The 12217-nt window shown below is 52.1% G+C and carries 14 protein-coding genes; 5 read left to right on the top strand and 9 right to left on the bottom strand.

Features of this window, described 5'->3' with window-relative positions; all coding sequences use genetic code 11:
- The first annotated feature begins 245 nt into the window (after positions 1-245).
- Positions 246-791, top strand: a complete 546-nt coding sequence (locus O9K67_RS09005; protein ID WP_061494199.1) for a GNAT family N-acetyltransferase — start codon at positions 246-248, stop codon at positions 789-791.
- Here the strand turns inward: O9K67_RS09005 and O9K67_RS09000 are convergent.
- Positions 785-1519: a helix-turn-helix domain-containing protein gene (locus tag O9K67_RS09000; protein WP_245191391.1), complete on the bottom strand. Its 735-nt coding sequence runs from the start codon at positions 1517-1519 to the stop codon at positions 785-787. The two genes, O9K67_RS09005 and O9K67_RS09000, sit on opposite strands and share 7 nt — an antisense overlap.
- 291 nt (positions 1520-1810) lie before the next feature.
- Here O9K67_RS09000 and cfa point away from each other — a divergent pair, with 291 nt between their 5' ends.
- Positions 1811-2959 (top strand): cyclopropane fatty acyl phospholipid synthase, encoded by a 1149-nt coding sequence (gene cfa, locus O9K67_RS08995; RefSeq protein WP_061499865.1) that lies wholly within the window; start codon positions 1811-1813, stop codon positions 2957-2959.
- Between the two features lie 161 nt (positions 2960-3120).
- Here the strand turns inward: cfa and O9K67_RS08990 are convergent, their stop codons facing one another.
- A complete protein-coding gene (locus O9K67_RS08990) occupies positions 3121-3621 on the bottom strand; it encodes an ester cyclase (protein WP_408612868.1) in 501 nt (166 codons plus the stop codon).
- 42 nt (positions 3622-3663) lie between these two features.
- Positions 3664-4785 (bottom strand): alkene reductase, encoded by a 1122-nt coding sequence (locus tag O9K67_RS08985; protein WP_061494196.1) that lies wholly within the window; start codon positions 4783-4785, stop codon positions 3664-3666.
- A gap of 101 nt (positions 4786-4886) precedes the next feature.
- On the opposite strand from O9K67_RS08985, the gene O9K67_RS08980 reads away from it, so the two are divergent.
- Entirely contained in the window at positions 4887-5798 is a 912-nt protein-coding gene (locus O9K67_RS08980) for a LysR family transcriptional regulator (RefSeq protein ID WP_061494195.1), read from the top strand.
- Between the two features lie 170 nt (positions 5799-5968).
- Here the strand turns inward: O9K67_RS08980 and O9K67_RS08975 are convergent, their stop codons facing one another.
- Positions 5969-6994: an LLM class flavin-dependent oxidoreductase gene (locus tag O9K67_RS08975; RefSeq protein WP_061494194.1), complete on the bottom strand. Its 1026-nt coding sequence runs from the start codon at positions 6992-6994 to the stop codon at positions 5969-5971.
- Between the two features lie 331 nt (positions 6995-7325).
- Here O9K67_RS08975 and O9K67_RS08970 point away from each other — a divergent pair, with 331 nt between their 5' ends.
- Entirely contained in the window at positions 7326-7820 is a 495-nt protein-coding gene (locus O9K67_RS08970; RefSeq protein ID WP_061494193.1) for a glutathione peroxidase, read from the top strand.
- Positions 7821-7891: 71 nt separating this feature from the next.
- On the opposite strand, the gene O9K67_RS08965 is transcribed toward O9K67_RS08970, so the two are convergent.
- The 4 genes from O9K67_RS08965 to O9K67_RS08950 all read right to left on the bottom strand — a co-directional run bounded on the left by O9K67_RS08965 (position 7892) and on the right by O9K67_RS08950 (position 10683).
- A complete protein-coding gene (locus tag O9K67_RS08965; RefSeq protein WP_061494192.1) occupies positions 7892-8422 on the bottom strand; it encodes a glyoxalase superfamily protein in 531 nt (176 codons plus the stop codon).
- A gap of 168 nt (positions 8423-8590) precedes the next feature.
- Positions 8591-9142, bottom strand: coding sequence for a GNAT family N-acetyltransferase (locus tag O9K67_RS08960; RefSeq protein ID WP_061494191.1), 552 nt, complete (start codon positions 9140-9142; stop codon positions 8591-8593).
- Positions 9139-9702, bottom strand: coding sequence for a helix-turn-helix domain-containing protein (locus tag O9K67_RS08955; RefSeq protein WP_061494190.1), 564 nt, complete (start codon positions 9700-9702; stop codon positions 9139-9141). Before O9K67_RS08955 ends, O9K67_RS08960 begins: the two co-directional genes overlap by 4 nt.
- Positions 9703-9735: 33 nt before the next feature.
- Entirely contained in the window at positions 9736-10683 is a 948-nt protein-coding gene (locus O9K67_RS08950; protein ID WP_061494189.1) for an AraC family transcriptional regulator, read from the bottom strand.
- 95 nt (positions 10684-10778) lie between these two features.
- Here O9K67_RS08950 and O9K67_RS08945 point away from each other — a divergent pair, with 95 nt between their 5' ends.
- Positions 10779-11549, top strand: a complete 771-nt coding sequence (locus O9K67_RS08945) for an SDR family oxidoreductase (protein WP_061494188.1) — start codon at positions 10779-10781, stop codon at positions 11547-11549.
- A gap of 94 nt (positions 11550-11643) precedes the next feature.
- On the opposite strand, the gene O9K67_RS08940 is transcribed toward O9K67_RS08945, so the two are convergent.
- Positions 11644-12135, bottom strand: coding sequence for a DUF1003 domain-containing protein (locus O9K67_RS08940; protein ID WP_061494187.1), 492 nt, complete (start codon positions 12133-12135; stop codon positions 11644-11646).
- Positions 12136-12217 lie beyond the last annotated feature (82 nt).

The raw sequence follows: 12217 nt of genomic DNA, 5'->3' as shown, positions 1-12217 counted from the left end.
GCAACGCGCGTAGCGGATGCTTTCGCAAGCGGTAAACCGCGTCAATGTTCATCGCTTCCGGTTCACAGACTGGCAGGACTCCGTGCGTTATCGTTGGAGCATGCTGTACACTGCGCACAGGCATTACAGGCAGCATTTTACGACCAATGACGGCGTGTTGCCCCGCTCCCGGCAACCGGCATACCTCTGGATGTTCTGAATCAAAACTGGACGCCCTGATGGGCTAACTCAACCGCGAGGCTTTTATGATCGTCACCACAACACCGCGCCTCATCATTCGCGCCTTTACCGACAACGACGCCGCGGCGCTCTTCGACTATCTCGCTTCGCCTCGCGCCCCCTGTTTTTATGATGAGAAACTCAGTTCCCTCGCCGACGCAGCAGAAGAGGTTAATAAACGGTCGCGTGATGCCAGTCAGTTCGCCGTGTCTCTGAAAGAGAGTGACACGCTGATTGGTCACCTGTTTGCCGAAAACCGTGAAGAGCCGGATCCGAATACCTGGTGCGTAGGCTGGCACTTTAATGCACGATATGAAGGTCAGGGTTTTGCCACGGAATCCGCCTCAGCGTTGTTTGATTATTTGTTTAGCGTAAAAGACGCCAGACGCCTGTATGCCTATGTTGAAGACACCAATCTTGCTTCGCAGAAACTGTGCGATCGTCTTCACATGCGCCAGGAAGGCTGTTTCAGGGAGTTCGTCTCGTTTGTCACGGAAGACGGCGAGGAGAGATATGACAACACCTTCGTCTACGCCCTGCTTAAAAGAGAGTGGCAGGCAAGGAATCAATAACGTGTCGGCGGAACGCCAAACATCTGGCGAAAAGCAAACGTGAAAGAAGCCGGGCTGGAGTAGCCAAGATCCAGCGCAACCTGGGTGACGCTCCGGTTATTTTTGAGCATCACAACCGACTCAAGCAGTCGCACGCGTTTTTTCCACTCGCTGAACGCCACGCCGGTCTCCTTTTTAAAACGGCGCGAGAACGTGCGCACCGACATGCCGCAACAGGACGCCCACAGCTCAATGCTGTGCGCGTCGCCGGGCGACTCCTGTATCTGACGGCACACGTTCATCAGCAAGGGTGAACCGGGCCACGGCACCGAAAACCCGGCATCAGGCAACTGTCTGAGCAGCGTGACCAACACGCGCACCAGTTGCGCATCGTCCCCCTCTTCGTCATACATTTCCGGCACATGTGCCGTCGCGTAGTGAATAAACTCACGCACGAAATCGCTGACGATCACCACTTTGCTGCCGCTGTGTTCGATAGCGGCGAAGCCCGCGTCCACATACAGGCTTTCCAGCCGAACATGATGACTGGACAGAATGCTGTGCGGTACATGAGCCGGGATCCACACGCCGTAAAGAACAGGCACGACCAGGGTTTTGCCTTCTATTGCCACGCGCATACTCCCCTCGCGCGCATAGAGAAACTCCGCAAACGGATGCTGATGTTGCTCCACACCCGTATCGTCCGGCAGCGGATAACTGCGAAAGTAGACCGGGCGAGGCAGAGACATCAACACAGGCGCTGGCTGCCCGAAAACAGGCTGACAGGGAGAAGACACAAGCTTAGGGCACATTACAACCTGACCTCTATTCGATGAAGTTTGTCTTGATACCACAGCGCAGGCCGGGCGGGTTTACTGAATAATGAGCGGGCATTAAGCATATTTCACTCAGTTATGAATAATTTACCACCCGGCCATCAGGGAGATAACCTCTTTTCGCAGCAGGTTCGCTCTTCGCGCCAGGCCGCTTATGGCGGGTAGATGTTCCGGCTGACCGACGAAACCGTTGAAGGAAAAATGATGGCTAACGAATGTACCGCCGTTGATGTGAGTAAACCAGACCAATGGCTGCGGATCGTGCAGGAGCTGTTATCACAGGCCGGTATTGTTATTAATGGGTTCAACCCGTGGGATATCCGGGTGCATGACAAACGCTTTTTCAAACGCGTGTTACAGCAGGGCTCTCTGGGTCTCGGCGAGAGTTACATGGAGGGGTGGTGGGATTGCAAGCGCCTCGATATCTTTTTTGAGCGTCTACTGAAGGCGGGTGTGGATCAACAGCGCCCTGCCCGCCTTTACGATCTTGCCCGTATTGCCTTTGCGCGGCTTACCAACCCGCAGTCCCGCAAACGTGCCTGGCAGGTTGGTGAGGTGCATTATGATCTCGGCAACGACCTGTTCAGCCGCATGCTCGATCCCAACATGCAGTACTCTTGCGGTTACTGGAAAGAGGCGGAAGAATTATGCGAAGCCCAGGAGCACAAGCTGGCGCTGATTTGTGAAAAACTTCAGCTTAAACCGGGAATGACACTGCTGGATATTGGCTGCGGTTGGGGCGGATTAGCACTGTACGCCGCCCGGCATTATGGCGTCAAAGTCGACGGTATTACCATTTCGGCGGAGCAAAAAGCGTATGTGGAAATGCGCGGCCACGGGCTGGATATCAACATCCTGCTCCAGGATTACCGCGACCTGCACAAACAATATGACCGCATCGTCTCCGTCGGTATGTTCGAACATGTGGGGCCTAAAAACTATGCCACCTATTTTGCAACCGTGGATCGTTGTCTGAAACCAGAGGGGCTTTTCCTGCTGCACACCATTGGGTCAAATCAAACCGGGCATAACGTCGATGCCTGGATTAATAAATACATTTTTCCTAACGGCTGTCTGCCCTCGGTAAAACACATTGCCACGGCCAGCGAACCCCGGTTTGTCATGGAAGACTGGCATAACTTTGGTCCGGATTACGATAAAACGTTGATGGCCTGGCATAGCCGTTTTAATGAGGCGTGGCCACAGTTAGCCGAGAATTACTCTCCTGAATTTCGCCGCATGTTCAACTATTATCTGACTGCCTGCGCGGGCGCGTTTCGCGCCAGGAATATCCAGCTCTGGCAAATCGTCTTTAGCCGGGGCGTCACCGGTGGACTGCGCGTGGCACGCTAACGCTTCCCACCGGTTTGATTGTTCAATGACATTCGTCCATTGGCGGATAATATAACCCTGCCCCCCTGGCAGACTTTCGCCGCCTGCATAAGCTGTTTCTTACGGCTGAGCAGTACGCCACGTCCGCCAGGGTACGCAGAATTATCCTTATCGCCGGATGGCTATAGTGCCCCCAGTTGCTTCATTAGCGTCAGATTATCTTCGATATGCCAGTTTGCCGTGATTTTGCCTTTTTCCACCTGATAAATATCCGTAGCAATAAAATCGACGGTCTGGCCTTTTCCTTTTAATTTCCCAAAGGTACCGGTGAAATGCCCGCGAAAGTGAAGATGCGACACAACGCGATTGCCAGCAATGATCATCTGTTCAACCTCACAACGCAGATCCGGCACTGCTGTACGAAACCCTCGCGAAGCCAGGATGGCCCCTTCAGGTCCTTGTTTGCGGCCTTCCGGTGGCGTTTTATCGATAAAATCCGCCGCCAGCGCCTTGCGTGCCAGTGTTTCATCACCGGTATTCCAGAATGTTGCATAGCGTCGTGCCGCCGTCTCAACATCCATCAGGTGGGGTTGCGCCATCTCCTGATCCACAATTAACTGTGCGGGTTGAATAAGCGCCTCATCGGCAGCGTGAGCAGCATAAGAAAGCGGCAAACACACCATTACTGCAGCACGCGTTAAATAATATTGTGGTCGTTGCATTGTTTATTCCCTGTTCCTGACATCAGTAGAGTGATATACGGGGTAATCGGTATAGCCTTTGTCACTCCCGCCAAATAGCGTGGCGGGATCGTTTATTTCTTCTAACGGCAAATGATTCTTTAGCCGATACGTTAAATCCGGGTTTGAAATAAATGGGCGACCAAAAGCCACCAGATCGGCCAGATCATCATGTAAAATCTTGTCGGCTTTATCCTTGGTATAATTACCCGCGACGATAAGGGTGCCATTAAAGGTTGCGCGTAACGCTTTGCGGAACGCTAACGGTACCTGTGGCGCGTCGTCCCAGTCCGCTTCCGCCAGATGAATATAAGCAATGCCTTTTTTATCGCACCATGCCGCCAGCGCCAGAATCGCGTCAATCACTTGAGGGTCATTCATGCCACGCTGAGTAATGAAAGGAGAAAGGCGAATGCCTGTACGCTCACTGCCAATCGCATCACTTATCGACGCCAGCACCTCTTGCGCAAAACGGATCCTGTTTACCAGGCTACCACCGTATTCGTCCGTACGATGATTAGAGGTACGCCGCAAAAACTGATCGACCAAATAGCCGTTTCCGCCATGCACCTCAATGCCATCAAAGCCAGCCTCGACCGCATTGATGGCGGCCTGACGGTAATCCTCAATCACCTGCTGAATGTCAGCATGGCTCAATGCTCTGGGCGCAGTACAGTCAACCATCTGCCCTTCACCTTTCTCATTGACCACCCATACTTTGGCCTCAGAGGGCAATGCCGAAGGGGCAACAGGTTTACCGTCAGCGTGAAAACGCGCATGCGACATGCGGCCAACATGCCACAGTTGGGAAAAGATGATCCCTCCGGCATGATGAACGACTTGCGTCACCCGGCGCCATCCTGCAATTTGCTCTGCGGAGTGTATGCCCGGTGTCCAGGAGTATCCCTGTCCTTGCGGGGAGATTTGCGTTGCTTCCGTAATCACTAACCCTGCACTGGCGCGCTGCTGATAGTAATCAGCCATCAGTGCCGTCGGAATATTGCCCGGCTGCGACGAACGCGCACGGGTCATGGGCGCCATAACGATCCGGTTTTTCAGACTGATATGCTTCATCTGATAACGGTCAAAAAGTGAATGTTTGTCCACCGTAAACTCTCCTGTCTGCCATCAATAACGTCACTTTACTTATCGAATTTAATTTTGATAATTGCAGTGGAAGCTGATTCTCTTTTCAGGAAATCCGAATAATGGGCAAACTCGAAGATCTGACGCTACTGGTAGAAGTGGTGAAAGCCGGCGGGCTTTCTGCTGCGGGCCGACGGCTGGCACTCTCACCCGCGACAATGACCGCCAGGCTGAAAGCGATTGAAGAGCGTTACCAAACCCGTCTGTTTAATCGTTCCACGCGCGCAATCAGCTTAACGCGCGCCGGAGAGGCTTTTTTTCATGCCGCGTTGCGGGTGCTGGATGAGATGTCTTATGCAGAGTCCATTCTCACGCAGAAAGAGGGGGTCCTCAGCGGAAACATCCGTATTTCCGCACCGTCAGATTTTGGTCGGCAGTACCTGGGCCCCGCCCTGCTTGATTTCACCCGACTGCACCCGGAGGTGAAAAGTACGCTCTATCTCAGTGAAAATGTCGTCGATCTGGTGTCAAATCGTCTCGATATGAGCGTACGCTTTGGCAATCTCCCTGACAGCAATTTAGTCACCCGGCATATCCGGCCAAACCACAGGGTACTGGTTGCGTCAGTAAACTACCTGCAGCAGGCTGGCACACCCCAAAAAATTGAAGATTTGCATCAGCATCAATGCATTGCGATGGAATTACGCGGCATGCTGATGAATGAATGGCGGTTTGAGCAACAGGGAAAAGCCAGCACCGTTCGTATCACGCCGGCCCTGGTCTGTGATGATGGCGCACTGCTCCGCCAGTGGGTACTTGCCGGTGCGGGCATTGCTGCTAAATCATGGTGGGATGTCAAGCACGATGTGGAGCAAGGGCAGCTTAACGTCCTGTTTGCTGATAGCTTTATCGGTTTTAACCGGCTGGATAAAAAGGATGTCGGCTTGCAGTTTGTTTACCCGCAACGGCGACTGCAACCGCTACAGGTGACTGCTTTCACTGAATTTTTCATCGACTGGCTTGAAAAAACATAACCGGCGTCCGCTTTCCCGCAGGCCTGCCTTGCACAGCAGTATCAAGCCCGCGTGTCTGCGGGCTTGTCAGTAAATGCGGTTACCCTCCAGCCAGAGTTCAGTCTTTTATTTTCCTGACTAGCTCTGCCTCTCCCGCCTCGGTATTTTGTCACTCGCGCAGAATGCCGACGTTAATCCCGCCAGCCCATAGCCGGAGCAACATGCTTAAGGATCGACTCAATCACATGCGTATTATAATCAACGCCCAGTTGATTCGGCACCGTCAGTAGCAGTGTATCCGCTTCGGCAATCGCTTCATCCTGCTTTAGTTGCTCGATCAATTTGTCCGGCTCGGCCGCATAACTGCGACCAAAAATCGCGCGGGTTTTCTCATCCAGGAAACCGACTTTATCGCTATCATCACGGCTGCCGCCAAAATAGGCGCGGTCGCGGCTGTCCATCAGCGCAAAAATGCTCCGGCTGACAGAGACGCGCGGCGTACGGGTGTGTCCGGCTTCGGCCCAGGCATCACGGTAAGCACGGATCTGTTTTGCCTGTTGAATGTGGAAAGGCTCGCCGGTTTCATCATCTTTCAGCGTCGAGCTTTGCAGGTTCATCCCCAGTTTTGCCGCCCATACCGCTGTCGCGTTTGAGCCTGCCCCCCACCAGATGCGATCGCGCAGACCTTCAGAATACGGCTCCGGGCGCAGCAACCCAGGCGGATTGGGGAACATTGGTTGCGGGTTCGGTTTGGCAAAGCCTTCGCCTCGCAGCACGTCCAGCAGCACTTCTGTGTGGCGGCGCGCCATATCAGACTCCGTTTCCCCTTCAGCAGGCTGGTAACCGAAATAGCGCCAGCCATCGATCACCTGCTCCGGGGAACCGCGACTGATGCCGAGTTGCAAGCGACCGCCGGAAATAAGATCCGCCGCGCCGGCATCTTCCGCCATATACAACGGGTTTTCATAACGCATATCGATAACACCCGTACCTATCTCGATATGGCGCGTTTTCGCACCGATAGCGGCCAGTAACGGAAACGGCGAACTGAGCTGACGGGCAAAATGATGCACCCTGAAATAGGCGCCGTCCGCACCTAACTCTTCGGCGGCCACGGCCAGATCGATGGATTGCAGCAAGGCGTCAGCGGCCGAACGCGTTCCGGATTGCGGCGACGGCGTCCAGTGACCAAATGACAAAAATCCGATCTTCTTCATGACGTAGTTGTCCTTCTCTTCAGGGAAATAATCAGCAGAAGAGCACCGGCGACTGTGCCTGCATGCTTCTGCTTTATGTCTCCCCTACTCTACGCATTGCATGCTACGAATAAATATCCTTTGTTTAACATACTGGTTCAAATTAATTGACCAACTCGACGACCTTGTCGTGTGAGCAGGTACGAGTCAGGGGCGTCTGTGTGTTGTTCTTTTCGTTCGACTTTGCAAAGATGTTTTGCACACGATTTCAGACCTGTTACGCCAGCCGGAACAGGCTCGACTTCCTGCGACGTGTGCGGCGTCGAACGGGTTTTGTTTTGAGGATGACGCTATGACCCCCTTTCATCAACTTTCAGCCACGACTCTGGGCGGCCAGTCTGTTTCTATGGTCGACTACGCGGGTAAAGTGGTTCTGGTCGTGAATACCGCCAGCCATTGTGGCTTCACGCCACAATACGGCGGCCTTGAAGCACTCTACGCGAAATATGCCGCCCAGGGTTTGGTGGTGCTTGGTTTCCCCTGCAACCAGTTCGGTAAACAAGAACCGGGTAGTGCCGACGACATCGCGCAGACCTGTCACATTAACTACGGTGTGACCTTTCCGATATTCGAGAAAGTAGAGGTCAACGGCGCCGCAGCACACCCGGTATTTCGTTATCTGAAAAACGAATTACCCGGCGTACTGGGTGGGCGGATCATGTGGAATTTTACGAAGTTCCTGATTGGACGCGACGGTAAACCACTCAAGCGTTTTGCACCGTTCACCACGCCGGAGAAAATGGAAGCCGCAATCCTTGCTGCTCTTGACATCCGCGTGTTTCGGTAAGTCGAACCATTCGGTTCTGAATGTAAAAAGGGGACCACCCCATCGGCGATCCTCCTTTTAAGCATGACGAATTAGCTTTGACAGAAGCGGAGCCGGTTGCCAAACGGGTCATGGACTTCCATCACATCCCCCCAATCTTGCTTAACGATTTCCGGGCGGCCATATCCATAGTGTTTACCGTGTAGTTCATTTCTGAACGACGCAATATTTTTCATCGGAATAAATAGTGTTGCGCCCGGGCTGGCATCACCATGATGTTCAGAAAGATGTAACTGCAACCCCTCTCGGGCAATACCCATATACAGGGGTAACTGGGGTTCGAACCGATGTTCAAACTCAACGCTGAATGACAGAAATTCCAGATAGAACTCCTGTGCTTTTCGGACATCAAAAATGCGCAGAATAGGTATGGGCTTACTGAAATGAATTTGAGAGGAGGAAACCTGCGGGAGCAATGTTGCTGCTGCGGTGTTCCAGTCTCGGAAACCTAACTGGTGAGAAACTATTTCGAGTGCAATGGAATAAGGAATCTTGTGATCGCGCAATTCAAGAGAGGCTTTTAATTTGGCAGCCATTTGTTTTGCTTGCTCGATAGAAATCATATTTTCTCCTGTCGTCAGGAAATGAGGGGGCTCGCATTGCCACAACCCGACCGTCAAGAGTTGTAAAATTAATGAGGTTGAGAACAAACATGCTTTCACCTTTTCCTTTCCGGAAGCGAGCGGCGGGTAGCATGGACCCTGAATGAGGGTACACAGCCTCAGGAAATTTCACAAGTTTTCAGATATAAATGGCGGGATCGACTCCTTCTTCACTTTATACATAAAGGTTGTACTGTGAAAACGATTGTCAATAGATTGAGCATAAAGGGGTATCGTACCGGCTGTTTGCCAGCCAAGAGATCGGTATAATTCACTGGCCACGTCACCCGTTCGTGTATCCAGTACAAGTAAAGATATGCCCTTTCCCCAGGCCATGTTTTCTGCCTGACTCATTAATTGCCGTGCAATACCCTGACGACGTGATTGAGGATGAACAAGTAATTTTGAAATTTCCGCACGGTGGCGACCATTAGGCATGCCACAATAATTAATGATGACTGTTCCGGCTAACACTCCATTGTCACGGGCTACCAGTAACTCACAATCATGGCTTGCAAGACTGTAAATTTTATCTTTCCAGAAATTATCGATGGATAAACGATCTGCCGGGTCGGTGAACCCTACACTTGCCCCGCCCTTGACACAAGACTGCAATACATCGCCTAATTCGGATAAAACCAGGTGAGCCTCTTCAGCGTTGAGCTTTTGATAGTCGATCATGATTTACATACCACCAATAAATAATGTGCACCCAGACTGTCATGAGCCCTGAATGATGAAGATCCTGATAAATGAAACCGCAAGCTATCGCCTTTTTTCAAAGACCAGGCTTCTGCATTCTGCGTAATCGTTAATTCACCATCATATAACCAGAGATAGTGTTCAAGTCCCTGTACCGGTGGCTTCTGATATTCTATGAAAGCACCGGGTCTTAGCTTCCCATCAATCATTTCGCATTTATATTGGTTTGAAGGCGGTATTAACAAGCGGCGCTCAAATCCCTTCTCGTCATCCAGCCACAACGTTTGCTGATCTGCCCGAAACAGATTCTCTGCCACTTGCTCGACCTCATTGAGAAGGCGGGACATCGTCATTCCGTAGACGCTACAGAGTTGATTGAGAACTTCGGCTGTTGGACTGACTTCACCGCGTTCAATCCGTGATAACGATGCCCGGCTTATCCCCGATGCAGAGGAAAGTTCATCCAATGACTGGTTATGTTGCAAACGCAGCGCAGCAAGACGCGCAGCCAGCCTCTGCCTGTAATCGGTGCTACTCATCTTCACCTCCCTTAAATGAGATAAATTTCTCTTTTATGGGATATTACTGAAAACGGATTGCCCGTCAAGCTGAACAGTCGGGTCAGCCGCATTCCGGCGTCGGAATTCGCCCGGCGGCATACCGACGTATTTCGTGAAGGCGACGTTGAACGCACTCGCAGATTGGTATCCTGTCCGGAAGGCAATCTGTTCGATTTTATCCTTGCCACTCATCAAGGCTTTCCTGGCTAACGACATTCGCCAGAAGAGCAAGTACTGCATGGGTGACATGCCGACTGTCTCGCTGAATATGGCAAAAAAAGAGGATCGGGACATCGCACAGTCACGAGCAAGGTGTGCTATTTGCCAGTCAGCGCCGGGTTTTTCATGAATGAGATGCAGCGCTGTGGCGATCTTTTCGTGTTGTAACCCTTTCAGGATACCTGTCGTTTTCGACAGATCCTGGTCGCTGCGCAATGCCTCAACCAGTAACAGTCGCAAAAGCTGCGTCAATACCGCGTCACGCCCGGGTCGCCGGGTCCGGCTTTCATCCAGCAGGAGGTCAAACAAGGTGATGAAACGCCGTTCTCCTTTAATCAGGATCGCGTTGGGCAGTAAAGCGACAATAAGCTGTTTGTCCGATGTGTCGAACTGACAGTGACCCACATTCATGAGCAGTTCAGCCGACCCGGTTGTTGAGCCAATTCGCACGTGTCCGTCGCCAAGCAAGGTTGGCTCCGTAATGCCAGCGAGAGGCGGGGTGCCCGCATTGGTGTTCTCAAACGTGTAAGTGGCGGGTATCAGAACGAAATCCCCGGAAACCAGTAACGTGGGGGCCTTACCGTTAATACTTATCAGGCATTCGCCTTGCAATACAGCACAGTAAAACGCTTCTCCGGAAGACTCCCGGATAATACGCCACTGACCCGCGCCCTCAACGAGTTTTGTATGAGTTGGCCTGGGGTTGAGTAAAGCAACAATATCGGTTAACGGATCTGACATTGGACTCTCTCTCAATGAAAGTGGATTTTTGATTATATATTGTCCAGTTCGTGGCGGCTATGATTGCGGCTCTAGTCAACAGAGAGGATTAACCCATGCCAACTGCACTGATTACCGGATGCTCTTCAGGTTTTGGGCTGGCAACAGCAACACTTTTTTTAGCCAAGGGTTGGGACGTGATTGCCACAATGAGAACGCCTGATGCGACGCTTTTTCCTGGAAGCGACAGGCTGACGATATTGCCGCTGGATATCACTTCCGAGGGCAGCATTGCGGATGTAGTGAAAAAGGCTGGCGCGATTGACCTGCTGGTCAATAATGCTGGCTTTGGCGCCCCCGTCCCCGTTGAACTGACGCCCCTGGCAACCGCGCAGCAATTAATGAACACCAATGTCCTGGGCACACTGTCATTAACGCAGGCATTTCTCCCGCTGATGAGAGCGAAAAAATCAGGGGTGATCATCAATGTTTCTTCATCCGTGACGACCAAAGCGATGCCGCTGATTGGGCTTTATCGTGCCAGTAAAGCGGCGTTGAATGCATGGAGCGAATCATTAGCCATCGAAGCCAGGCCTTTTGGTATTCGCGTTCATGTTGTGTTACCGGGCCGCTCGCCCGAAACGAAGTTTGGCCAAAATGCGCAGGCTTATTTTGGTGGGCGAGACGATCCTGCGTATGGAAAAATGGTCGATGAGTTTATCCAGATGGTTGGCAATTCCCACGCGCCAGTAACGCATGCCGAAGATGTGGCGGAGGCCATTTTTGCCGTCGCGAACGATCAACACGCCCCGCTGTATACCGCTGCCGGTGAAGATGCCCTGCATTCTCTCACCGAAGCGCAGCATCGCTCCCCTTTTTCATACTGATTGTTCCGGGCGAAGATGAGACAAGTAAGGGCAGAGAGAGGGTATCCCTCTCTCTGTTTCTCAGCCACGCGCGGCAAGAAAGTGGCGGCGACTGTCAGTGAAACTCACGCTGCGCAAGCTGCGTTGTGAGCGTTTCGATACGCTCGGCCATTTGTCGGGTCAATTCGGTCAGATGAGTATTCTGTTTCAGCAATTCCAACAATTGTGCCGACTGCTCCTCAGCGACCATCTGGCGCTTCGCCATTGCATCATCCAGATCTTCGCGGTGTTGTGCATCGGCCAGCGCATGTGCCTGATCGCGCTCCGCCTGTCGGGTTTGCGCCAAAAGGATCAGTGGAGCTGCATAAGCAGCCTGAATACTGAACGCCAGGTTGAGCAAAATAAAGGGATAGGGATCAAACGTCACAAAGCCCGCAGTATTGAGGACAATCCACACGATCACCGCGATAGTCTGCCCAATAAGGAAAGTCGGCGTACCAAAAAAACGTGCGAAGGCTTCTGCTCTCAACGCAAACCATTCTTCGCCAAACGTATGCGTAATACCTTTCAAGGGGCGATATAAACGAAATTCTTTATCTGTATGCATATCAAAACTTCCTGCTTCGGGGCATTGCCAGCATCGCCAAAAATTCAGGTATCTGCGGAAGCTGATACCCAACTGTTCGAAA

The organism is Kosakonia oryzendophytica (genome assembly GCF_027886705.1).
Taxonomy (GTDB): Bacteria; Pseudomonadota; Gammaproteobacteria; order Enterobacterales; family Enterobacteriaceae; genus Kosakonia; species Kosakonia oryzendophytica.
This window is presented reverse-complemented; position numbering and strand designations above follow the sequence as displayed.